Source organism: Sphingobacterium sp. 1.A.4 (genome assembly GCF_002734245.1).
Taxonomy (GTDB): Bacteria; Bacteroidota; Bacteroidia; order Sphingobacteriales; family Sphingobacteriaceae; genus Sphingobacterium; species Sphingobacterium tenebrionis.
Genome location: NZ_PEAZ01000073.1, coordinates 1 through 25250, shown reverse-complemented (window position 1 = coordinate 25250; position 25250 = coordinate 1). Strand labels below are relative to the sequence as shown.

Genomic DNA, 25250 nt, shown 5'->3' with positions numbered 1-25250 from the left:
CGTCAATGCCAACGACCTGCTTGAGTGTTTTCATGTTAATTTTTTGATGTGAAACTGAAAAATCAATAGTGAAACTTCCCTTGGACTTGTCTCCTTATGGATATTCAAGCTGGACTGTAATTCCGCCTTACATTCTGTTCTGTCTTAGGAAGCGAAAAAGAGGAAGGCCATCTCTAAAAATCAGTATGCTAAAAAAGCTACTAAGACAGCCCTAGGCTCTCCCTCTTTTCACTAAATACAGCAAATCTATAAAACAAAAAATGTCTCCTACATTTGCTTGACACAAACATAGGAGACAGACCCTACAATATTGCCTTTAGAGGTAATTAAATGGGCTTTTTGGCTAATTTATATCCTATGGTTCGTAAATATTAATTGTTAAGAAATGTTAAAAAGTAACAAACCTGATACAAATAAACAATAAAGTGGTGGGTTTGGCTGTTATTATTGTACAAAAACGGAGTAAATAATTAGACGTTAAACAAAAAAATTAAATCATGAAAAAGTTATTTTTAGCAGTATCCGCAGTATTATTCTCATTAACTCTGACATTTGCACAGGATGTAAACCCTGAAGAAAAAGCAAAACAAACTGTCACTGAATGGACTTCAACCCTGAAATTGACAGAAGAACAACAAGCTTCAGTTTATAACATTGTATTGGAGCACAAAAAAGCAAAATTAGCTATTAAAGCAGATACTGCACAAGCAGAAGATGCTAAGCAAACCCAAATCGCTGCATTGACAGCTGATATGGATAAAAAAGTAAGTGAATTGTTGACTGATGAGCAAAAACCTCTTTATGCTAAGATTGTAGAGGAACGTGCAGCGAAAAAATCAGAAAAAATGCAAGAACCGGTTGTTCAACCTAAAGAAGAACAAAAGGAAGAGCAACAACAAGAGCAACAGGAACAACAACAAGAACAGAAATAATAACTTGTTGACTGTTTGACTATTGAAATAGATAATTTATAGACTATTATTCATGTTTCATAAAGAAAGGTCCTTCAAATTTGAAGGACCTTTCTCCGTGATAGGGAGGAGTTTTTTGTGATAGGGGGACTTTCTCTCTGATAGGGGGACTTTCTCCGGCATTGCGTGTCTTTTTTCGTCATTGCGAGGAACGAAGCAATCTTTCTACCCTGTCATGCTGAGCGAAGTCGAAGCATCTGTTCGCTTACTATCGTACTTATGCTTCGACTTCGCTCAGCATGACATAAAAAGAACAGCATGACATAAAAAAATCAGCATGACAAAAAAACGTTAAATATGAAAAACTATCGTGGAGAAGGACATAGAAAGAAAGATTGCTTCGTCGTACCTCCTCGCAATGACGAGGTGTTCCACCCAATGACAGAAATTACACCTAAAATAAAAAAGTCCTTCATTTCTGAAGGACTTTCAAGTCTTTATTCTCTTACCTAAGAAGCTTTCAGCTTCTTCTGTATATCCTGAACATACGTCTTAAATTTCTTATCCGTCTCAATCAAATCCTCTACCGTCTGACAAGCATAAATCACAGTAGAATGATCCCTTCCACCAAAGAAATTACCAATACTCTTCAATGATGATTTCGTATGGTTCTTCGCCAAATACATCGAAATCTGTCTTGCCTGTACAATCTCCCTCTTCCTTACTTTCGATTTCACCATTTCCACAGGAACCTCAAAATATTCACAAACCAACTTCTGGATATACTCCATAGAAATCTCTTTATGCGTATTCTTCACAAAGTTCTTCAACATCGATTTCGCAAGATTCAAATCAATCTCCCGTTTATTCAATGTAGATTGCGCCAATAAAGAAACCATAGCGCCTTCCAATTCCCTTACACTATTATCAATCTGATTCGCCACATATTCCACCACATTCTCCGGCAACTCAATACCATCCGAATACATTTTCTTTTTCAAGATCGCCATTCTAGTCTCCAGATCAGGAACCTGAATATCAGCAGATAATCCCCATTTAAAACGGCTCAATAAACGCTCCTCTAATCCCGAAAGATCCTTAGGTGCTTTATCTGATGTTAAAATGATCTGTTTTCCGGTCTGGTGTAGGTGATTGAAAATATGGAAGAAAATATCCTGTGTCTTTTCCTTGCCCGCAAAATTATGCACATCATCCATAATGATCACATCCATCGCTTGATAGAAGTTCACAAAGTCGTTGATCGTATTGTTCTTTAGGGAATCCACAAATTGTTGACAGAATTTCTCACAAGAAACATAGATGACCAATTTATCCGGTAAATTACGTTTGATCTCATTACCGATAGCCTGTGCCAGGTGGGTCTTGCCCAAACCTACATCACCATAGACCATCAACGGGTTGAAAGAAGTACCTCCTGGCTTATTCGCTACCGCAAAACCGGCAGAACGAGCCAAACGGTTACACTCGCCTTCAATAAAATTATCAAATGTATAGTTTTGATTTAATTGTGGATCCACATGCATCTTCTTCAATCCCGGGAATACAAAAGGATTCTTGAAATCCTTATTGATCGCTACAGGGATTGGAATAGATTGTTTCTTTCCTTCCGCACCATTTCCATTAGAAGGCATGTTCGTGGTATATGGCGTATTTGCAGAAGATTTCTCCACCACAATATTATACTCCAAACGACCTTGCTCTCCTAAGAACTTTTTAACTGTTTTTCTGAGGATACCAACATAATGCTCTTCCAACCACTCGTAGAAAAACAAACTTGGTACTTGAATAGTTAAAACGTTTCCTTCAAGACGTACAGCTTTAACGGGCTCGAACCATGTTTTAAAACTTTGCGTTGGAATGTTATCTTTTATGACTGAAAGACAATTTTCCCAAACACTTGTACACGTTTTTTCCATTCTGTTTTTGTTAATAACTTGATAACCAATATTTGACAAAAATCTTGTTTATAACTTTTGCCTACAACGAATATGACAAAAAAATTTGAGCTAAAAAATTAAAAAATCAAAAAAACAAGATATCGTTGTTATTCAATGAATTAGAAGCATTTTTTAGCATTTTTCCACTTAAAATGTTAAGCAAAATTATTTTATTAACATATTGAATTCCGATAAGAAATTTTTTACATTATAGATGAAAATTTAAGGCTGTAGATTTAGATTGTGGAAAACTTTTAACTTAAAAAAGGGGTACCAATGGCACCCCTTTCCTATATTTTCTAATTCTTTGAATAACCGCTTATTCTTAAGCAATTATCCGACCAAACTTTCTGTTTTTATTCCTTTCGTCATTTTACGAACCTGCAATTCGATGCCTGTGGCATCATAACCACAAATCTGCCAAAGCTCGGCTTGCTCTCCATGCTCCACAATACCATCCGGGATACCCAAACGTACTACTTCGGCCTGGTAATGATGATCTACCATGAACTCCAGAATCGCCGATCCGATACCGCCCGGTAAACAACCGTCCTCTACCGTAATCACCTTTTTATATTTCTTGAATACTTCATGCAACAATTCCTCATCCAACGGTTTGGCAAAACGCATATCGTAATGCGCCGGATGTATACCAACCTCTCTCAACCTCAAGATGGCTTTGCAGGCTTCATTTCCGATACTTCCGAAACTCAGGATAGCAATCTCTTCCCCATCGCATATTTTACGGCCCTTGCCCACTTCAATTTCCTTGAAAGGAAGTTTCCAGTCAGGCATCACCCCATTACCTCTTGGATAACGGATGGTAAATGGTCCTTTATCCGGCAATTGGGCAGTGTACATCAAATTACGTAGTTCTTCTTCATTCATCGGCGAAGAAACCACCATATTAGGTATACAACGCATATAAGCAATGTCATAAGCTCCATGATGGGTTGGACCATCGGCGCCTACCAATCCCGCGCGATCCAAACAGAAGATCACATTCAGGTTCTGTAAGGCTACATCATGGATCACCTGATCAAATGCCCTTTGCATAAAGGAGGAATAGATGTTACAGAAAGGCACCAAGCCCTGGGCTGCAAGACCCGCACTGAATGTAACGGCATGTTGCTCAGCAATACCAACATCAAATGCCCTTTCCGGCATCACCTTCATCATGATGTTCATCGATGAACCGGAAGGCATTGCTGGGGTAATACCCATGATCTTATCATTATTCTCTGCCAATTCAACCAAGGTATGTCCGAAAACATCCTGATATTTTGGTGGCTGAGGCTTATCACTTACCGATTTCTTGATCTCCCCGGTGATCTTATCGAATAGACCTGGTGCATGCCACTTGGTCTGATCCTTTTCAGCCAAAGCATAACCCTTCCCTTTTACCGTAACAACGTGTAAAAGTTTAGGTCCATTGATGTGTTTCAAATCCTCAATGGTTTTCACCAATTTATTCACATCATGTCCATCAACTGGACCGAAATACCTGAAATTTAATGATTCGAACAGGTTGGAGTTCTTCAATAAGGTGCCTTTGATGCTCAGCTCGAGCTTTTTCGCCCAACCATAAGCATTTGGTCCATTCTTAGAGATCTTCGCTAATACAGCTACCAGATCGTCCCGAAAACGGTTATAGCTCTTAGAAGTGGTAATACTGGTCAGGTATTCCTTCATGGCCCCTACATTGGGGTCGATCGACATGCAATTGTCGTTCAGAATAACCAATAGATTGGATTTTTCGATTCCGGCATGGTTCAATGCTTCGAAGGCCATACCGCCGGTCAATGCACCATCTCCAATGATGGCCACATGTTGGCGATCTGTCTCTCCTTTATACGCTGAAGCAACCGCCATTCCTAAAGCAGCAGAAATGGATGTGGAAGAGTGGCCAACACCAAAAGCATCGTATTCACTCTCGCTACGTTTCGGAAAACCAGAGAGACCACCTAATATGCGGTTGGTATGAAAATTATCCCTTCTACCGGTTAATATTTTGTGACCATAAGCCTGGTGGCCTACGTCAAAAAGTACCTGATCATAGGGCGTATTTAGGGCATAATGCAATGCTACTGTCAATTCCACAACACCTAAACTCGCCGCAAAATGTCCGCCATTTACGGATACAATATCTATAATATATTGCCTTAGCTCTTTACAAACCTCTTCTAAATCAGACTCTTTAAACTGCCTAAGATCAGAAGGGTATTGAATTTTCTGTAATAGCGGTCCTGCTTCTACCTGCATAACGTGAAAATTTTCGAAATAAGTTACAAAGTAACAATTAATTCCATTAACATACGGTATATATATACAATTTTATAATCCTGTTTGTTTTCTTAATTTTGATGCCAATTCATGGATACGACAAACTACGAGATCAAACTGGAACAATTTGAAGGTCCTTTCGACCTGTTGTTATTCTTCATCGAACGCGATGAACTGGATATCCATGAAATCCCCATATCAAAAATTACGGACGATTTCCTAGAATATATCCAGCATATGCAGTCCCTGAACATTGAACTGGCTTCCGAATTTATTTTTGTGGCTTCTACCCTAATGCGTATCAAGGCCAAAATGCTCCTTCCAAGACCGGATCTCGATGAAAATGAGAATGAAATCGATCTTAAAAAGGAATTGGTGCAGAAACTTTTGCTCTATAAACAGTTCAAAGAGGTCTGTGAGGAGCTAAAAATCATGGAGGAAGATCGCACGAAACTTTATGAACGGGGAAATACAGCTTTCGACCTTAAATTGGCCAATACCGGCATTCGTTCCATTGAAGAAGATCTGGCTTCCTTTGATCTATACAAGCTGATGTTGGTATACGAACGTCTGATGTATACCTATTCGCACAAGATCCAAGAGGTAAAACATACCGTCATCAAATATCCTTATACCATTGAACAGCAGAAAAAAGCCATTGCTGAGCTCATTGACATCAACAATACCATGGATTTTTCTGCCCTAAAAGCAAATTCTGAAAATAAGGTTCAATTTGTATATAATTTCCTAGCGGTTCTGGAAATGCTCCAACAAAAGATATTGAATATTCAGATCGGATTGGGCTATAATAATTTCTGGATTGAAAAACGCGTCTCCTAAGGTTTCTTGATTCCCGATTGGATCTGCTGCTTCACTTCTTCCCGATCTTTCAATTGCTCTAAGCAGGACAACAGGTAATCGTATTGCTTGGCACTTTCCATATCGCGGATCGCCTTTAGCGCATCAGCTCCAGCCTGCATTGCAAAGGTGCTTTTCTCTGCAAATGATGCAATAAATTCCTGTATTTCCTCATCGGATTTGATACCATCCAATATGCCGAATTCCATCGCCTTTTCACTTCCAAAAGCGTTAGGGTCAAGACATAGCTGCATGATCTTTTTTTCGGACATGACCCGGGATAGACTGGCCATGACCTGGAAAGGAAATATGCCAAACGATAGTTCTGGGAGTTTGAATTGCACTTCTTTTTTGGCAAAAACATAGGTACAGCCCAAAATATAGAGAAATCCACCGGCGATCACATCGCCATCCAAGATGGCAATGGAGGGTTTATTGAATTGATCAAAAACCTCACCTAGGGATATTTTCTTATTTTCAATAGCCGGATTCAATTGATCCAAGCTCCTGTCCTGATAGGTCTTCAGATCCATTCCAGCACAGAAAACAGGTCCATTAGCCTGTAATACCAATAAATTGACCGTCGGATTTTGTTTTGCCTCTTCTAGCGCATAAGCCACCTCATTGACCATCGTAGGCGTAAAGGCATTGCGTTTGGCCTCTCTATCCAAGGTCAGGTAAAAGACATGGCCCTCAACTTTTGTGGAAATAAAATTATACTTCATTGTTTATCAAATCTTGGAATCCCTGCATCAATTTCGCTGCCTGCTCAAAGCTACCCTTCTGGAAACGATCAATCAATAATTCCGTCGGAATATTACCTACCAGATCATCCTTGGCAAAAGGACATCCACCATATCCCAAAATAGCCCCTTCAAAACGTCTGCATCCCGCATCATAGGCCTCATTGACCTTCAACAAGGCATTTTCTATGGCAGAATGTAGGTGCGCACTGAATGGAATTTCTGGAAATTCTTGTTTCAACTTCAGGAAAAGATCTTTTACTACCTCTGGTGTGGCTTCAGCAGTGGTATCCGCAATGGAGAAATTCTTCACACCAGCATGCTTCAGCTTATTGACCCAATCCAATACCAGGTCGGTATCCCAATGATCTTGATAAGGATTACCAAAGGCCATCGATATATACACCACCAACTCCTGGTTCCCTTTGGAAGCCAATAAATCCTGTATGCTTCTCACGGTATCAAAAGCCTGCGCTATCGTACTGTTCGTGTTGTTCCTTTGGAAGGTGTCGGAAATAGAGAAGGGATAGCCTAAATAATCTATCCTTCCCAATTCTACGCCTCTTTCAGCTCCTTTATAGTTTGCAATAATGGCCAACAATTTCGTGTCAGAAGAATTCAATCCTTCCAACACTTCTTGGGTATCCGCCATTTGAGGTACTGCTTTCGGAGATACGAGACTTCCAAAATCAATACAATCAAATAGCTTGCTTTCCAACAAGCTATTGATGTAAGTTATCTTTTTTGAGGTAGGAATCTGCACCTTCATGCCTTGGATGGCATCTCGAGGACAGTCTACCAAACTAATGGATTGATTAAGCATCTTTCTTGATTTCTCTTGCAATCACCATCCGCTGAATGGAACTTGTTCCTTCACCAATGGTACATAATTTTGCATCCCTAAAATATTTCTCAGCCGGGAAATCCTTGGTAAAACCATATCCTCCCAATATCTGAACACCATCATTGGATACTTCAACAGCAACTTCAGAAGCAAAAAGTTTCGCCATAGCGCCTTCTTTTGTTACTTTTTTACCATGATCTTTCAGATAACCTGCCTGACGGATCAATAATTCCGAAGCATTGATCTTGGTCGCCATATCCGCTAAATTAAAACCAACCGCTTGAAAATCAAAAATCTTCGTTTGGAACTGTTCTCTTTCATTGGCATATTTCAACGCACATTCGTATGCACCACGGGCAATACCCAAAGATAAAGCTGCAATGGAAATACGACCTCCATCCAATAATTTCAAGGCCTGCACAAAACCATCCCCAATCTCACCGATCAACTGATCTTTATGGATACGACAATCTTCGAAGAACAAACTACCGGTTTCCGAAGCACGCATGCCTAATTTATCCATTTTAGCTCCAGCAGAAAAACCTGGTGTTCCTTTTTCAACGATAAAAGCAGAAATTCCCTTTTTATCTCCTTTTTCACCGGTTCTCGCCATCACCACAGCCACATCACCTGATATAGCGTGGGTGATGAATGTTTTATCGCCATTCAATACGAAATAATCGCCATCAGCTACCGCTACGGTATTCATACCGCCTGCATCAGACCCAGATCCAGGTTCTGTTAATCCCCAAGCTCCTAGCCACTCTCCGCTAGCCAACTTCGGTAAATATTTCTTTTTCTGCTCTTCGTTCGCAAAACTTAAGATATGATTTGTACAAAGGGAATTATGGGCAGCAACGGATAATCCGATCGATCCACAAACCTTAGATATTTCATCTAAAATCGTGATGTACTCCTGGTAACTAAGACCTGAACCACCATATTGTTCAGGAACAATAATACCCATGAATCCATGTTCACCTAGCTTTTTGAATAAATCCTTAGGGAAAATCTGTGCCTCATCCCATTCCATCACATGGGGTTTAATGTAGGTGTTCGCAAAATTACGCGCACTTTCCTTTACCATTGACAATTGTTCGTCAGAATCAACGTAATGCATAATATTATTTTATTTTAGTTTATATTTGGGTTCTAATTATTTTTTACAAATATTATAAAAAACAAATTATATTTTATGATATTTAAAATAATTTAACGCTATAAACCTTTATATTTTATATAATTTCAATCGAAATGCAACAACTTTTAGATGAACTTCGTAGGAAGCACGAGGACCTTGTTTTAGGTGGAGGATTAGATAAAATCCAGAAACAAAAGGAAAAGGGAAAAATGTCTGCTTGGGAGCGAATTGCCTATTTAATCGACGATGAGAGCCCATATGTAGAAATTGGAAGCTTCGCAGCAGATGGGCAATACCTGGAACATGGAGGCTGCCCGAACGCAGGTGTTGTCGTCGTGATGGGCTATGTAAAAGGAAGATTATGTATCGTGGTTTCTAATGATGCAACCGTAAAAGCTGGAGCATGGTTTCCCATGACCTGCAAGAAGAACCTTCGTGCGCAGGAAATTGCGATGGAAAATCATTTACCCATCATTTATTTGGTGGATTCTGCCGGGGTTTACCTACCGATGCAGGATGAAATATTCCCGGATAAGGAACATTTTGGACGAATTTTCAGGAATAATGCCAAGATTTCAGCGATGGGGATTCCTCAGATTGCTGCAATCATGGGATCATGTGTTGCCGGTGGTGCCTACCTACCGATCATGTCGGATTATGCCTTGATCGTGGAAGGTACGGGTTCGGTGTTTTTGGCGGGTTCCTACCTGGTGAAATCATCCATTGGTGAGGTAATCGATAATGAAACATTGGGTGGGGCATCTACGCATTCTGAAATATCTGGTGTTACAGATAATAAATATCCAGATGATGAATCCTGTTTGGATGCCATTCGGAATATCGTGGATAAATTTGGAGAGGAACCTAGGTATAAGTTTTCCAGAACTGAAGCTTTGGCACCGGAATATCCGGTAGAAAAGATCTATCAATATTTACCGGAAGACCGCTTAAAGCCCTATAATATGTTGGAAATACTGAAGGCTATTGTGGATGAGGGAAGTATTGAAGAATATAAAAAGGATTATGGAAAGACATTGATCTGTGCATTGGCAAGGGTTGATGGTTGGGCGGTAGGTATTGTTGCCAATCAACGGGAAGTGGTGAAGGCGAAGAAGCCAGGAAATGCAACGGAAATGCAGATGGGAGGGGTTATCTATTCGGATTCTGCGGATAAGGCAGCTCGGTTTATCATGAACTGTAATCAGCAGAAGATTCCTTTGGTATTCTTTCAGGATATAACCGGATTTATGGTGGGTTCGAGATCGGAACATGGCGGTATCATTAAGGATGGTGCTAAAATGGTGAATGCGATGGCGAATTCGGTAGTTCCGAAATTTACGTTTATGGTAGGGAATAGCTATGGAGCAGGAAATTATGCGATGTGTGGAAAAGCTTATGATCCAAGGTTGATCTATGCTTGGCCAACGGCGCAGATTGCGGTGATGAGTGGAGCATCTGCAGGAAAAACTTTATTGCAGATCCAGGAAGCAGCCTTGAAATCAAAGAATGTGACGCTGTCGGAGGAGGATAAGAATAAGTTATTGGCGGATATAGAAGCGAAATACAAGGCGCAGTTGAGTCCATATTATGCGGCTAGTAGATTATGGGTTGATGGGGTGATTGATCCCACAGAGACGCGGAAAATCATTTATATGGGGATAGAAGCCGCTAGTCATAATGCAGATATGGGGAAATATAATGTTGGGGTGATACAGGTGTAGGGTGTAGATGATAGATGATAGATATTAGATGATAGACCCCGTCATTGGGAGCAAGTAGTCCTTGCCACTTTCACGTCCTTGCGACTTTCACGTCATAGCGAGGAACTATGCCGTCATTGCGAGGAACGAAGCAATCTTTGGACTTTGTCATCCTATCTTCCCGAATGTCATCATGAGCGGTCTTTGTCATCCTGAGCGCAGTCGAAGGCTCTGTACGGTTGTACACGAACAGATGGTTCGACTACGCTCACCATGACATGGCTAAAGATTGCTTCGTCGTACCTCCTCGCAATGACGCAAAACACCTTGCAATGACGCAAACACCTCACAATTATGCGAATTCTTAATAATGCGATTTCTTAATGACTTAGTAAGGTCTATAATCTAACGTCTATAATCTAAAATCTAACCGAAAGCATTCCAGCCTTGAGCCGTAATATCATGCACATTCCCTGATTTAGAAATCATCTGGCATCCTGCCGATGCCTCCGTAATATGTCCAATCACGGAAATATCCAGCTGTCCTTTTACCTTATCATAATCCGATTGGGCAATAGTAAACAACAATTCATAATCCTCACCACCACTCAAGGCACATACCGTAGGATCCAATCCAAATTCCCTTGCCGTTTCATACGTCATCGGATCAATAGGAATCTTCTCCTCATACAGTTTACAGCCAACATTCGAAGCCTTACAGATATGCAAGATTTCCGATGCCAAACCATCCGAAACATCGATCATCGCATGCGGCTGGATCTCTAGATCCGCCAACAACTGCACAATATCCTTTCTGGCATCTGGCTTCAGCTGCCTTTCAATAATATAATCCTTTCCTTCCAGATCAGGCTGTATACCAGGATTTTCCAAGAAAATCTGCTTTTCTCTTTCCAATAACTGCAGGCCAACATACGCTCCACCAAGATCCCCAGAAACACATACCAAATCTCCTTCTTTCGCTCCAGAACGATAAGCAATCTTAGCTTCCTCTGCATAGCCCATACTGGTCACCGAAATCACCAATCCCTGCGCTGAAGTAGACGTATCCCCACCAATCAAATCCACATTATAATTCTGGCAAGCGATCAAAGCACCTTCATAAATTTCCTCCACCGCTTCCAAGGGAAACTTAGAGGATAATCCAATCGAAAAAGTAACCTGCGAAGCCATACCATTCATGGCATAAATATCACTCAGGTTTACCTGTATAGCCTTATATCCCAAATGTTTAAGCGGAACATACCTTAAATCAAAATGAACATTCTCCAACAAGAGATCCGTAGAAACCAAAACCTTCTGATTGGAAAAATCCAATACAGCGGCATCATCTCCTACACCCTTGATGGTACTTTTTTGGGTAAGCTGAATATTCTTGGTCAGATGCTCGATCAGACCAAATTCACCCATTTCATTCAGATTTGTTTTTTCAATATTATCGAACATAGTTATAATCCCAATTTTGCAGAAATATCCAACATCCTTTCAATAGGTCGCTGAGCCCGTTTGATGATATCCTCAGGAAGAATGATCTCTGGTTGCTCGTAATACAAGCAATTGTATAATTTTTCCAGGGTATTCAATTTCATATGTGGACAATCATTACAAGCACACATGTTGTTTGGTGGCGCTGGAATGAACGTCTTAGAAGGAGAGGCCTTCTGCATCTGATGAAGGATTCCTGATTCTGTAGCGACGATAAAGGTATCTGCCGCATCCTCGATCGTAAATTTCAACATCCCTGATGTAGAGCCGATATAATCCGCCTGTGCAAGGATGTGTTCCTCACATTCTGGATGTGCAATAAACTTCGCATCTGGATATTCTGCACGCAATGCATCGATTCTTTCCTGCGAGAAGATCTCGTGCACCATACACGCACCGTTCCAAAGCACTAGATCCCTACCCGTTTTCTTTTTCACATAATCGCCTAGATTACGGTCAGGACCAAAGATGATCTTCTGATCCTCCGGTAAACTTTCCACAATCTGCACCGCATTGCTCGATGTACAAACGATATCGGATAAAGCCTTCAGTTCAGCCGTACAGTTCACATAGGTGATCACCAAGTGATCCGGATATTTCTCTTTGAATTTTGCAAATAAATGTGGCGGACAACTATCTGATAAAGAGCATCCTGCCTTTAAATCAGGTAACAATACTTTCTTACTTGGAGAAAGTATCTTCGCTGTTTCTGCCATGAAATGAACACCGGCAAATACAATCACCTCCGCATCCGTCTTTGCAGCCTGTTGCGATAAGCCCAAACTGTCGCCAATATAATCAGCAAGATCCTGAATCTCAGATTCCTGATAATAATGGGCTAGGATAACGGCATTCTTCTCTTTCTTCAGCCTATTGATTTCTGCAACCAGATCGATGGTCGGGTCTATCGCCACATCAATATAGCCCTTCGCCTCCAAGTCGTATTCAAAAGTTTTATTCATTTGGTTTCGATTAATTGACAAATGTGATTTCATTGATCGATTACACAAAAGTAAACAAAGAAAATGAAACGAAATCCACATTCCTTTTTTTCAATAATTAATAACTCTTTTTTTAAAAGAAGAATCTTGTTGTTTATTAGCATGTGGATAATGGGGATAATTTTAAGATTTTTAATTTTATTTAATGGATATTCTCTATTTATTCACAAGTTATCCACAGGTCTAAAAGCCTTATCTCTTGATTTTCAGTCCGCTCATTTTTGACCCTTTATTTTTTCCATATTTTTTTGTGAAATGTTTGTTTGTTGGGAATTGTTAATATTACATTCATTTGCTCTTAATATTTTGGTAATAATTGTGTGGAAATAGATAGCGATGTTGATTTTTGAGAAGTTTTCAATTTTATTCCACGAGTTATTTACAGGTTTTCCACATATTTTGTTAATTTGTTGGTTTATTAGGTATTAATAAAGGATATAACAGTAAACATAGGTTGTGGATAGAAAAGTTGATTTTTTAGTCGTAGGATCAGGAATTGCAGGCTTGAGTTTTGCGCTCAAAGCTGCTAAGTTAGGAAAAGTGCTCATCGTAACGAAAGCCAATGAGGATGAGTCGAATACAAAATATGCACAGGGTGGGGTTGCCGTCGTAACGGATGAAACCGATAGCTTTGAAAAACATATTGAAGATACACTGATCGCAGGAGATGGTCTATGTGATACCCAGGTTGTGGAAAACGTGGTGAAAGAAGGGCCTGCTCGTATAAACGAGTTGATTGCTTACGGTACTTCTTTCGATAAGGAGGATTCCGGCGAATATGATCTGGCCCGCGAAGGTGGTCATTCCATGCATAGGATCCTTCATTATAAGGACATTACAGGCTATGAGATCGAAAGGGCGCTATTGGATCAGATCCATGCGAATCCTAATATTGAGATATTAACACATTATTTCGCCGTTGATCTAATTACTCAACACCATTTGGGTATACATGTGGATAAACGGTCAGAAAACATCAATTGCTATGGTATCTACGCGTTAAATACGAAAAGCAAGGTGGTGGAAAAGATCCTTTCAAAGGTTACCTTGATGGCAACTGGTGGAGCTGGACATGTGTATTCCAGTACAACGAACCCTACCATTGCCACAGGTGATGGTATTGCCATGGTTTATCGCGCAAAAGGTAAAGTTCGTAATATGGAATTTATACAGTTCCATCCAACGGCTTTATATAATCCAAGGGAATATCCCGCATTTTTGATTTCTGAAGCTGTGCGTGGTTTCGGTGGTATTTTGAGACGTGCAAACGGGGAATCCTTCATGGAGGAATACGATGAACGGGGATCGCTGGCACCAAGGGATATTGTGGCCCGAGCTATTGATGCGGAGATGAAGAAATCCGGTTTGGATTATGTGTATTTAGATATTACCCATCGATCCAAAGCCGATATTCTATCCCATTTCCCTAATATCTACGAAAAATGCCTGTCCGTTGGTCTTGATATGACCAAGGATTTTATTCCGGTTTCACCTGCTGCGCATTATTTATGCGGTGGTATTATGGTGGATGAATACGGAGCTACCAGTATCAAGAGTTTATACGCATGTGGAGAGTGTTCTTCAACAGGCTTACACGGAGCTAATCGGTTGGCATCCAACTCTTTATTAGAAGCTGCTGTCTATGCTCACCGGATTTTTGAAGATGCAAGTAAAATTGTTGGATCTATCGACTATCAGGAAGACATTCCTTCTTGGGATGATTCCAATACCCAATTGAGTAATGAAGATATTTTGGTGACCCACAACCTGCGTGAAACACAGAAGCTGATGAGCGATTATGTGGGAATTGTTCGTTCTGATTTTAGGTTAGAACGTGCGATGCGTAGATTGGGATTACTCCATGAAGAAACGGAATCCTTCTATAAGAACACAAAATTGTCGGTCAAGCTATGCGAGCTTCGGAATGTCATTCAGGTGGCTTATCTCGTGGTTAAATCAGCTACACAGCGAAAAGAGAGTAGGGGATTGCATTACACCACGGATTATCCGCAACATGCTAATATATTAGAAGATACAATCCTTTAAACCCAATCTATGGCAACTATACTTCCTGTTAAGGACAAACAACCTATTATTGCTGAAAACTGCTTTGTAGCGCCCAATTGTACCATTGTCGGTGATGTGGAAATTGCGGAACATTGCTCGATCTGGTTCAATGCCGTGATTAGAGGGGATGTGAATTATATACGTATTGGCAAGTATTCCAATATACAGGATAATGTAACCATCCATGGAACCTATCTGAAGAATGGTACCGATATTGGAAATTATGTGAACATCGGGCATAATGCCATTGTACATGGCTGTATCATAGATGATTATGTACTTATCGGGATGGGGGCTATAGTCATGGATAAAGCCCATATTCAGAGCAATGTGATCATTGCAGCTGGAGCTGTGGTTTTGGAGAACAGTATCTGTGAATCGGGATTCCTGTATGCTGGTGTTCCTGCCAAAAAAATAAAGCCACTCACGGAGGAGCAGCTCAATCTCTTAAAAAAATTACCACATAATTACGTGCTATATTCTTCCTGGTTCCAGGAAGAAAACTAATTTTTGAATCGGAACCATTGATTTGGGCTAAGGAAAGTTTACTTCAATGGTTTCATTCTGTTCCCAGTTTGCCCTGATGGTAAACGTCCTATCCAGGTACCATATTCTTTCCGCCTGTTTCCTTGCATATACATCCGCTGGATCCCATTTTCCATTTGCATTGCTGTCTTCGATTATTCGGAGACTATATTTACCTCCAGGAAATTTAATGTAGGAAAGCTTATGATCGGCCGGTAATATTTTCTTATCAAAGATCTTATCCTTTTTCTCGTCAATAAGTTCGATAATATAACTTTTGCCTGTATCCAATCCATTGAACGTCAAGTTGATATCCCCGTAATTATCGGCTTCGTTCAACGTGAAACTTGTCTTACTTTCTTTGTTGAATTCATCGAAAGGTCCTAAGATGGCTTTCTCCTGTAGAACTAATTCATAATTCTTATTTGGCCGCCAATTGAAACGGATATGATAAAGTTCTTTATCAATAGAATCCTGTTGCAATTGAAAATTTCTACGGGATACCGAGTCCTCTGTCAGGAGGATCTTGTTCTTATCAACGGATGCAATGGGTGTTTTAGCACTCAATTGGATATGCTTTACCCGATCTACTTTTGTACTGATGTTTAGGATTGGCTGTATATGCTGATCAACCTTGATATTTCTTGCCTTTCTAAACTTCAGGGTATCCAATACCTGGTTATTTTCGGATAATTCAACCCGCACAGAATCGTAATCAATAGAAGAGGTATATATTCTCAGGGTATCATTTTCGGGACTTAATCGGATGATCTTATCCGTATCCAGGTTAGCGGGTTCCAAGATCCGCACCGTAGGATTATTGATGCTTCTATTGAATGTGAATAACATGGAACCATCAGTATCCATCTTTTTATCCAGGTTTCTGAAGATGGTCGGATGGGCTTGGGTATATTCTAGTTTGATGCCTGATACATTCTCCTGTAATACAATACTATCATTCTGGAACCCTATCCAATCATCCCCATTGAAGATTTTGTCGTTGTTGATGTCTTTGATAGCGTATACCCGGTAGGTATCTTCTCGCAGGTTATTGAACTTGAAGTTTCCTGATGAATCCACACTGGTGTAATAGGAGGCTTTTTTCTTTCCGAAGATAGAATCTTTGCTCGTCGGGATCAAAATAGCTATCACTTCTTTGTCCTTGCTCAGATCGAATTCTTTGGTATAGCCATTCATCACCGATCCTTCTATGGTTAAGGAATCCAATTTATCACCTGTAGAGAAAACATAGGTATAGTTCATCAAAGGATTGCTCTCATTATAATCCACCAGACCTTTTCCAAAATTAATGGTATACGTGGTGTTGGCATCCAACGAATCTGGTAGGGTTATGATCAGATTCTTCTTCTTGACTTTTGGTTGGATAGAAGTACTGGCATCGGGGGAGAGGTTGAACTCGCGCTGCCAATTGGCCAATTTGATATATTCATCAAAAGTGATGACGATTTCCTTATCCTTAAAATTTCGGGAAAGGTTTGCCGGCGACTCATTCAGAATTTTTGGTGGAATGGAATCCTTGGGTCCTCCAGTTGGTCTTTGCATGTTCGCACATTGCATAAAACTCAAACTCAGCATAAAAATAAAGCATAAAAAAGCTATTCTTTGAAATAAGGTGCTTTTTAATTGATCTGACGGGTTTTTATCTTTTTTTGAATCCTGAGTCATAAATTTTAAAATAATGTCTTAAATCGCTTTATTTTACTTCGTTTCTTTATTTAATTAAATAACTGATATTCAGTATTTTAACTCATATGTACCATTAAAACACTGATATCCGCAGGAGAAACACCCGAAATCCGGGAAGCTTGTCCTAATGTTCTAGGTTTTACCTTTAATAGTTTTTGTCTTGCTTCGATCGATAATGAAGTTAAGGAATTATAATCAAATTCTGGATTGATTTCTTTGTCCTCCATTTTCTTCATCTTGTTCACAATTTCCATTTCCTTCTCAAAGTAACTATCGTATTTCACTTTGATCTCTGCTTGTTCAATAGTTTCCTTATCAAATTGGGATAGGTAGTTTGCTAAGGTTTCATCCGCTCTGATGATGTCATTCATCTCGACTTGTGGTCTACTTAGGATATTGAACAATCTTGTTTTTTGACTGATGGAACTGCTTCCTTTTTCCGCCAACACCTGGTTCATGTTGTCGATAGAAACTGAATTTGTTTTTAGGAACTCAACGATATCATCCGAGTTTTTTACTTTATCATTTACGATCTGTAATCTTTCATCGGATACCAATCCTAATTTATGGGCGATAGGGGTAAGGCGAATATCCGCATTATCCTGTCTTAATAATAGGCGGTGTTCTGCCCTGGAAGTGAACATCCGATAAGGCTCGTCTGTACCTTTTGTTACCAGGTCATCCACCAATACGCCAATATAAGATTCCGATCTTTTCAATATTAATTCATGCAGATCGTTGATGCGTTGGTGTGCATTGATCCCTGCCAAAAAACCTTGTGCTCCGGCTTCTTCATATCCCGTGGTGCCATTGATCTGTCCTGCAAAGAAAAGGTGTTTTACCTTTAGCGTTTCCAAGGTTAGATCCAATTGCATCGGTGGGAAGAAATCGTATTCAATGGCGTATCCCGGTCTGTACATTTTTGCCTGCTCAAATCCTGGGATTAATTGCAACGCTTTTAATTGAACGTCCTCCGGTAGGGAAGTAGAGAATCCATTTACATAAATTTCCACCGTACGGAATCCTTCGGGTTCAACAAAAATCTGATGCCTTTCGCGCTCCGCAAAACGGTTGATTTTATCTTCGATCGATGGACAATAACGTGGTCCCAGACCTTTGATTCTTCCGGTGAACATGGGTGATTTTTCAAATCCTGTTTTCAAAACCTCATGTACTTTATCGTTCGTATAGGTAATCCAACAACAACGTTGTTCGGTTGGAACTTCTACGTTGGTATAGGAAAAACGTCCGCGATTTTCATCACCCCATTGTTCTTCCATTCGTTCATAATTCAGACTTCTTCCATCTACGCGAGGAGGAGTACCGGTCTTCATTCTACCAGATTCAAAACCTAAAGACACCAACTGTTCGGTCAAACCTGTTGCAGCTTTTTCTCCTGTTCTGCCACCACCAAATTTCTTTTCTCCAACATGGATTACTCCATTAAGGAACGTTCCATTAGTAAGCACTACTGCATCACTTTCAATACGGATACCCATCGACGTAATCACACCTGCTGCTTTTCCGTTTTCCACGATGACTTCTTTTACCGTATCCTGCCACATATCCAAATTAGGAATGGATTCTAATTGCCAACGCCATTCTTCAGCAAAGCGCATACGGTCATTCTGTGTTCTCGGACTCCACATGGCTGGTCCTTTTGATAGGTTCAACATGCGGAATTGTATAGTAGATTTATCAGCAATGATACCAGTATATCCACCCATGGCATCAATCTCTCTTACGATCTGACCTTTTGCCACACCACCGATAGCTGGGTTACAGCTCATCTGTGCGATCACCCCCATGTTCATGGTGATGAGCAAAACAGAGGAACCCAGGTTAGCCGCTGCTGCTGCTGCCTCACATCCGGCATGGCCGGCCCCAACTACAATTACATTATATTTTTTAAACATAGATTATTCTCAAGTTTCACGTGGAACTGATAAAGGAGTTTCACGTGAAACGTATTATATAAATTCTGCCAGCTCCATCCAGCGTTCTGTTTTGCTGTCAAGACTGGTCTTGCTCTTTTCTATCTCTTCCGCTATCTCCTGAAGCTCCACATGGTTCGTAGTGCTCGAAAGTTTTTCGGTCAACACACTTACCTGGTTCTCCAAGGTTTCGATTTCCTTTTCCAAAGACTCGAACTCATGCTGCTCCTTGAAACTTAGCTTCTTCTTTTTCTCTTGAACCGGTTGAACTTTTTCAACCTTCTTCTCTACCTTTTTCTCTATGGCTTCCTGCTCCAATTTGAAGTCGGCATAGTTACCATTATAGATCACTACTTCAGCATCACCTTTGAAGACGAACAATTGTTCCGTCAGTTTGTCGATCAAGTAACGGTCGTGGGAAACTAAGATCAATACCCCAGGGTACTCCTCCAAAAATTCTTCCAGGATATTCAAGGTATCAATATCCAGATCATTGGATGGCTCATCGAGTATAAGGAAGTTCGGATTAGCCATCAACACCCGCATCAATTGCAACCTCTTTTTTTCTCCACCACTCAGCTTGCTTACCAAACCAAATTGCTTTTCCGGTGGAAATAAAAATTTAGTCAATAATTGTGAAGCCGTGATCACTTCGCCATTTTTCATCTCGATGAAATCGGCCACATTCTTGACAATGTCCAACACGCGCTCATCTGTGGAAAAGCTCAAACCTTCCTGTTTATAGTAACCATATTTGGTCGTCTCGCCCACATCAATCTTACCTGAAGTAGGAGGGAGGATGCCCGTGATCAAATTCAAAAAAGTAGACTTACCACTACCGTTCTTTCCCGCTAGACCAATACGGTCTCCCTTCTTGAAGATGTAGGAAAAATCCTTAATGATGTCTTTACCGGCAACGGCAAATCCAACTTTCTCCAGCTCCAAGATTTTATTTCCCTGGCGGGAAACTTTAACCGAAAGCTCCACATTATCTTTCTTCCTCGGACCCTTGGATCGCTCCTCTAAGTCGTAGAAAGATTCAATTCTCGCCTTCGCTTTAGTACCCCTTGCCTGTGGCTGACGGCGCATCCAATCGAGCTCCTTCCGCCATAGGTTTCTGGCCTTATCCGCCGCCGCAATTTCTGTTGCTTCACGCTCGGCTTTCTTCTCCAAGAAGTAGGCGTAATTTCCTTTATAGGAATAGACCTGACCTTTATCCAACTCCCTAATTTCTGTACAGATATTATCGAGAAAATAACGGTCGTGGGAAACAAGTAATACTGTTTTCTGTCCGGTGGTCAATAGTTTTTCCAACCATTCAATGGTCTCAATGTCCAAGTGGTTGGTCGGCTCATCCAATACATAGATATCCGGTTCATCAATCAAGAGCTTCGCCAAAGTCAAGCGTTTCTTTTGGCCTCCACTCAAGGATGCGATCTGCTGATTGAAGTTTTTGATCTGGAACCTATTCAGGATGGTCTTGATGTTGTTTTCATATTCCCAAGCGTTCAAGTTGGTCAACCTTTCGGTGATATCCATGAAATGTTTTGAGTTAACATCTTGATTTTCAGCTAATTGTTCGTATTCTTTGATCAATTGTTGCTGCTCATTATCCAAGCTGAATATGAAATCATTGATGGTATTCAGGTTGGAGAAATCGGGTTCTTGTGGTAGATAACCAATTCGCAGTCCGCGCTCTTTAACGACTCTACCTTTTGTAGGGACGACCAGTTCGGCCAATATCTTCAATAAGGTAGATTTTCCGGTACCATTGATACCGACCAATGCTACACGGTCGCCTTTCTGTAAAGCAAAATGTAAATCTTGAAATAACCAGCGATCATTAAATGAATGGCTAACTTGTTCTGTGCTTAAAATACTCACCTAGATGTTTTGACGTAAAATTCCAAGCACAAAATTATTAAATATTTGTTACTCCTTAACTCTTAAATATGAAATGTGTACTTATACTGATAAAAGTGTTCCATTAATTCAGCCTGTAGGAGGCAATCAGGTTGAAACGAGGGATGTGAACATGGAAAATGGAATTGTCGATCTCCCGGATCATTTCATAGTATCCTTCCATAAAACCAAGGTCACTTTTGAGGTTGCAGCCCGACACGTATTGATGGCTTTCACCCGGAGCTAAAATGGGTTGCTCGCCAACTACACCATCGCCGTCCACCTGTTTGATGTCGCCGGTAGAATCAAAGATGTTCCAATGTCTTCTTAATAATTGCACCGTGTATTCACTGTTATTTTCAATCGTGATACGATAGGCAAACATAAAATGCTCGTTATCAGGATTGGAATACTCGGATTGATAAGTAGACTCAACGGAAATTTTCACGCCAGATGTAGTTTGTGTCGTCATTGCTTCAAATATATTAATTTACCCTAGATGCACAACTATCTTCAACCATTGTACTAGTTAAATTACGTTTTTTAGACAAATAAATTACATAATCCCTTGAAATTTAATGTTTAAAACCCATTTTTTCTTCAAACTTTTTTCAGATTGTAGACGGGCTGGAAGTGAGATTTAAGTGAGGTGTAAGTGAGTTGTAAGTGCTAAAAGTCACTTACAACTCACTTACATGTCACTTGCGCACCCTACTTGCCGCAAGAAGTCAACCTGAATTTCTCTAAAATTGATTAGGTTTGTAACATGGCAAAAGGCTCTTTGTATTTAATACCTGTACCCTTGGCTCAGGAAGCTGAGAAAGCATCTTATACCTTATTACATGCTGATATAATCAACCATATCAAGGAATATGTGGTAGAGAACGAAAAAACAGCTCGAAAATTCCTGAAAGAAGCGGGTTTGAAACGTCCGCAGCAGGAACTGATCATCCATGATTATGGCAAGCATCAGCGGGAGAAGATCAATTACCATGAAATATTCAAGAATGCGGTTGCTGGCGAAGATATCGGCTTGATGTCGGAAGCCGGTTGCCCGGCCATAGCGGATCCCGGTTCGGATGTGGTGGCCGAAGCCCACAAAAGAGGCATCCGGGTAATTCCCATGGTAGGACCGAATTCCATTCTGATGAGCTTGATGGCTTCAGGCTTCAACGGACAACACTTTAGTTTTCTGGGTTATCTGCCCATTGATAAATCAGCGAGGTCTAAAAAAATAAAAGATATCGAAAAGATAAGTCAACGGGAGAAATCCACACAGATTTTTATCGAAACGCCTTTCCGGAATAATCAATTGTTAGCAGAACTTTTAAAGAGCTGTAAACCGCAAACAAAACTTTGTATTGCCTGTAATATTACAGCAGGGGATGAATATATTTTCACCCAATCCATCGGTCAATGGAAGGATACGAAAATAGATCTCCATAAGAAACCCTGTATTTTTCTATTATTTGCTGGGTAAATCGTAATTTTAATATTTTAGTGCGGATCAATATAACAGAACATTAAATGCCAGAAACCCTATCTCCTGAGTTGATAGATGAGTTATATAGACTCAGTATATTCGTTTTTATTTTCACCCTAATTGTATGGGCACTATATGCCAATACCATACGCAAAACATTAGCTTTAATAGCACCGGAAAATCAGTTCATAAAGCCCAATCAAGCGTGGATCCTTGTGATTCCATTCATCAATGTATATTGGAATTTTGAAGTAGCAAGGAAACTTTCCTATTCCCTCAACAATGAATTTTTTGATCGTAAAATAGAAGTGGAAGAAAACCCGGCACTTAGAGCAGGATTAGCCTATGCTTGGTCTTTCCTGATCTATCTCACACCTTTCGGACTATTTTTTCCAATTCCGGTCTTTGTGACTTTTGTGATTTTCTTTGTCATGCTGATCTATTTCATCAGTTATTGGTATAAGGTCAATCAATTCAGGGAGTTGATCATCGAACATAATAAATGGAAGGATAATCAAACCAACAACTAACATGAAAATCAAAGATATAACCCAGTTTTTGGAAGAATTGGCGCCATCCAATTACCAGGAGAGCTATGATAACTCCGGTTTGATCGTGGGCGACCCAAATAAGGAGGTCCACAAGGCGCTGATCTCTTTGGATTGCACCGAAGCCGTGGTGGAAGATGCCATTGAAAAGGGATGCGATCTCATCATTTCCCATCATCCCATTGTGTTCTCAGGGATGAAGCGATTTAATGGTAAAAACTATGTCGAAAGAACGATTATAAAGGCGATAAAGCATGATATTGCGCTATATGCTATCCATACCAACCTGGACAATATTGCCGGAGGGGTAAGCAGCAAGATGGCCGACAAATTAGGACTGGAAAACCAGGCTATTTTACGGCCTAAAGCAGGATTGTTAAAGAAATTGGTGGTCTATGTGCCCCGTACGCATGTGGAGGAAGTGCGAAATGCGCTATTCGAAGCTGGTGCAGGTGCCATCGGCGATTACGATGAATGCAGCTACAATACAGTAGGATATGGAACGTTTAGGCCATTGGAAGGAGCCAATCCAGCGATTGGTGCTGTAGGTAGCCAGGAAAGGGTAGAGGAGACCAAAATAGAAGTGATCTATCCCGTACAACGCGAAAGAAAGATCTTGGTTTCCATGTTGGCCGCACACCCCTATGAGGAGGTGGCCTATCATATAATCAGCCTGGATAACAGCCTTTCATCGGTAGGATCTGGAGCGATCGGAAACCTGAAAACGCCCATGCGTGAGGAGGAATTCCTAGCCTTTTTGAAAGAACAGTTTCAATTACAGGTCATCCGCCATACCAGTTTATCCGGTAAACCGATAAAAAGAGTGGCGCTCTGTGGTGGTGCCGGAGGGTTCCTATTAAACGATGCAAAGCGCTCTGGCGCAGATATTTTCATCACCGCAGACTATAAATACCATGAGTTTTTTGATGCCGAAGAAGAAATCGTCATCGCTGATATCGGACATTTTGAAAGTGAACAATTTACTCAAGAATTATTGTTGGAAGTAATTACGAAAAAATTTGCTAACTTTGCTGTCCTATTGACAGAAATAGATACAAATCCTATAAAATACTACAGTTAATGGAACAAACCGTAGAACAAAAATTAAAAGCTTTATGGGCGTGGCAATCAATTGAAACAAAAATTGATAAGATACGCCAGGTACGTGGAGAGTTACCTATTGAGGTAGCAGACTTAGAGGATGAGATCGCAGGTCTTGACACCCGTATCGAAAAAATTCGCAATGAGTTGGATGAATTAGAAGACTCGATTGTGAAACGTAAAAACATGATCAAAGATGCGCAAGCTTCCATCAAAAAATACGAATCACAACTTAATGAAGTAAAAAACAACCGTGAATACGATGCTATTTCTAAAGAGATCGAAATTCAAGGATTGGAAATTCAGGTATGTGAAAAACGTATTCGTGAAGCTGAGTTCGAAATCAAGAACAAAACAGAAGCTTATGATGCTACTGTGAAGAATGTTGATTTCAGCAAAGGCGAATTGGGCGGCAAAAAACAAGAATTGGAAACCATCACTTCAGAAACTCAGATTGAAGAAGATGATTTGTTGAAAGATGTTGCAGCAGCTGAAACCCAAATCGAAGAGCGTTTATTGAAGGTGATCAAGAAACTTCGTAAGTCTTTCCGTAATGGATTGGCAGTCGTTTCTATCGAGCGTGATAGCTGTTCAGGTTGTCACAACAAGATTCCACCTCAATTGCAGTCAGAAATCCGTCAACGTAAGAAAATCATCATCTGCGAACACTGTGGTCGTATCCTGGTTGATGAGGAAATTGCAAACGAAGAAGCATCGTAATTTGCTTTCAAATAATATTTTTAAGAGGCTGTCTCCTATGTTTGTGTCAAGCAAATGTAGGAGACATTTTTTGTTTTATAGATTTGCTGTATTTAGTGAAAAGAGGGAGAGCCTAGGGCTGTCTTAGTAGCTTTTTTAGCATACTGATTTTTAGAGATGGCCTTCCTCTTTTTCGCTTCCTAAGACAGAACAGAATGTAAGGCGGAATTACAGTCCAGCTTGAATATCCATAAGGAGACAAGTCCAAGGGAAGTTTCACTATTGATTTTTCAGTTTCACATCAAAAAATTAACATGAAAACACTCAAGCAGGTCGTTGGCA

20 protein-coding genes are annotated in these 25250 nt (G+C 40.3%); 9 read left to right on the top strand and 11 right to left on the bottom strand.

The annotated features are described in order from the left end of the window. Window positions 1–497 precede the first annotated feature (497 nt). Window positions 498–932: a hypothetical protein gene (locus CRJ00_RS18635; RefSeq protein ID WP_144038152.1), complete on the top strand. Its 435-nt coding sequence runs from the start codon at window positions 498–500 to the stop codon at window positions 930–932. Between the two features lie 488 nt (window positions 933–1420). Here the strand turns inward: CRJ00_RS18635 and dnaA are convergent, their stop codons facing one another. Together dnaA and dxs are read right to left on the bottom strand one after the other, a co-directional pair. After that, window positions 1421–2848: a chromosomal replication initiator protein DnaA gene (gene dnaA, locus CRJ00_RS12475; RefSeq protein WP_099367199.1), complete on the bottom strand. Its 1428-nt coding sequence runs from the start codon at window positions 2846–2848 to the stop codon at window positions 1421–1423. A gap of 354 nt (window positions 2849–3202) precedes the next feature. Next, on the bottom strand, window positions 3203–5131 hold the full coding sequence (gene dxs, locus CRJ00_RS12470) for a 1-deoxy-D-xylulose-5-phosphate synthase (protein WP_099367198.1): 1929 nt from the start codon (window positions 5129–5131) through the stop codon (window positions 3203–3205). A 111-nt stretch (window positions 5132–5242) separates the two neighbouring features. Here dxs and CRJ00_RS12465 point away from each other — a divergent pair, with 111 nt between their 5' ends. Continuing rightward, window positions 5243–5992 carry a segregation and condensation protein A gene (locus CRJ00_RS12465; RefSeq protein WP_099367197.1) on the top strand — a complete coding sequence of 250 codons (750 nt, stop codon included), beginning with the start codon at window positions 5243–5245 and terminating at the stop codon, window positions 5990–5992. Here the strand turns inward: CRJ00_RS12465 and CRJ00_RS12460 are convergent. The 3 genes from CRJ00_RS12460 to CRJ00_RS12450 are packed head-to-tail and all read right to left on the bottom strand — an operon-like array spanning window position 5989 to window position 8717. Next, window positions 5989–6735, bottom strand: coding sequence for an enoyl-CoA hydratase/isomerase family protein (locus CRJ00_RS12460; RefSeq protein WP_099367196.1), 747 nt, complete (start codon window positions 6733–6735; stop codon window positions 5989–5991). The two genes, CRJ00_RS12465 and CRJ00_RS12460, sit on opposite strands and share 4 nt — an antisense overlap. Then, window positions 6725–7576 carry a hydroxymethylglutaryl-CoA lyase gene (locus tag CRJ00_RS12455; RefSeq protein ID WP_099367195.1) on the bottom strand — a complete coding sequence of 284 codons (852 nt, stop codon included), beginning with the start codon at window positions 7574–7576 and terminating at the stop codon, window positions 6725–6727. Before CRJ00_RS12455 ends, CRJ00_RS12460 begins: the two co-directional genes overlap by 11 nt. Next, window positions 7569–8717, bottom strand: coding sequence for an acyl-CoA dehydrogenase family protein (locus tag CRJ00_RS12450; protein ID WP_099367194.1), 1149 nt, complete (start codon window positions 8715–8717; stop codon window positions 7569–7571). Before CRJ00_RS12450 ends, CRJ00_RS12455 begins: the two co-directional genes overlap by 8 nt. Before the next feature lie 134 nt (window positions 8718–8851). Between CRJ00_RS12450 and CRJ00_RS12445 the strand changes: the two genes are divergently transcribed. Next, window positions 8852–10459, top strand: a complete 1608-nt coding sequence (locus tag CRJ00_RS12445; RefSeq protein ID WP_099367193.1) for an acyl-CoA carboxylase subunit beta — start codon at window positions 8852–8854, stop codon at window positions 10457–10459. 405 nt (window positions 10460–10864) lie between these two features. Here CRJ00_RS12445 and thiL read toward each other — a convergent pair whose 3' ends face one another. Beyond that, window positions 10865–11902, bottom strand: coding sequence for a thiamine-phosphate kinase (thiL, locus tag CRJ00_RS12440; RefSeq protein WP_099367192.1), 1038 nt, complete (start codon window positions 11900–11902; stop codon window positions 10865–10867). Window positions 11903–11904: 2 nt separating this feature from the next. Further along, entirely contained in the window at window positions 11905–12903 is a 999-nt protein-coding gene (nadA, locus tag CRJ00_RS12435; protein WP_099367191.1) for a quinolinate synthase NadA, read from the bottom strand. A 495-nt stretch (window positions 12904–13398) separates the two neighbouring features. Here nadA and nadB point away from each other — a divergent pair, with 495 nt between their 5' ends. Further along, complete coding sequence (gene nadB / locus CRJ00_RS12430) at window positions 13399–14988, top strand: L-aspartate oxidase (protein ID WP_099367190.1); 1590 nt, start codon at window positions 13399–13401, stop codon at window positions 14986–14988. A gap of 9 nt (window positions 14989–14997) precedes the next feature. After that, a complete protein-coding gene (locus CRJ00_RS12425; RefSeq protein WP_099367189.1) occupies window positions 14998–15516 on the top strand; it encodes a gamma carbonic anhydrase family protein in 519 nt (172 codons plus the stop codon). Window positions 15517–15543: 27 nt separating this feature from the next. On the opposite strand, the gene CRJ00_RS12420 is transcribed toward CRJ00_RS12425, so the two are convergent. The 4 genes from CRJ00_RS12420 to apaG form a co-directional block, all read right to left on the bottom strand. After that, window positions 15544–17097 (bottom strand): Ig-like domain-containing domain, encoded by a 1554-nt coding sequence (locus tag CRJ00_RS12420; protein ID WP_257213774.1) that lies wholly within the window; start codon window positions 17095–17097, stop codon window positions 15544–15546. 200 nt (window positions 17098–17297) lie between these two features. After that, window positions 17298–19157, bottom strand: coding sequence for a tRNA uridine-5-carboxymethylaminomethyl(34) synthesis enzyme MnmG (gene mnmG / locus CRJ00_RS12415; protein ID WP_099367187.1), 1860 nt, complete (start codon window positions 19155–19157; stop codon window positions 17298–17300). A 54-nt stretch (window positions 19158–19211) separates the two neighbouring features. Further along, complete coding sequence (locus CRJ00_RS12410; protein ID WP_099367186.1) at window positions 19212–21059, bottom strand: ABC-F family ATP-binding cassette domain-containing protein; 1848 nt, start codon at window positions 21057–21059, stop codon at window positions 19212–19214. A 103-nt stretch (window positions 21060–21162) separates the two neighbouring features. Further along, window positions 21163–21549 (bottom strand): Co2+/Mg2+ efflux protein ApaG, encoded by a 387-nt coding sequence (gene apaG, locus CRJ00_RS12405; protein WP_099367185.1) that lies wholly within the window; start codon window positions 21547–21549, stop codon window positions 21163–21165. 294 nt (window positions 21550–21843) lie between these two features. Here apaG and CRJ00_RS12400 point away from each other — a divergent pair, with 294 nt between their 5' ends. The 4 genes from CRJ00_RS12400 to CRJ00_RS12385 are packed head-to-tail and all read left to right on the top strand — an operon-like array spanning window position 21844 to window position 24929. Next, a complete protein-coding gene (locus CRJ00_RS12400) occupies window positions 21844–22557 on the top strand; it encodes an SAM-dependent methyltransferase (protein WP_099367184.1) in 714 nt (237 codons plus the stop codon). A 47-nt stretch (window positions 22558–22604) separates the two neighbouring features. Then, window positions 22605–23090, top strand: a complete 486-nt coding sequence (locus CRJ00_RS12395) for a hypothetical protein (RefSeq protein WP_099367183.1) — start codon at window positions 22605–22607, stop codon at window positions 23088–23090. Window position 23091: 1 nt separating this feature from the next. Further along, window positions 23092–24189: a Nif3-like dinuclear metal center hexameric protein gene (locus CRJ00_RS12390; protein ID WP_099367182.1), complete on the top strand. Its 1098-nt coding sequence runs from the start codon at window positions 23092–23094 to the stop codon at window positions 24187–24189. Then, entirely contained in the window at window positions 24189–24929 is a 741-nt protein-coding gene (locus CRJ00_RS12385) for a zinc ribbon domain-containing protein (RefSeq protein WP_099367181.1), read from the top strand. The genes CRJ00_RS12390 and CRJ00_RS12385 overlap by 1 nt, the downstream gene beginning before the upstream one ends. The last annotated feature ends 321 nt before the right edge of the window (window positions 24930–25250 follow it).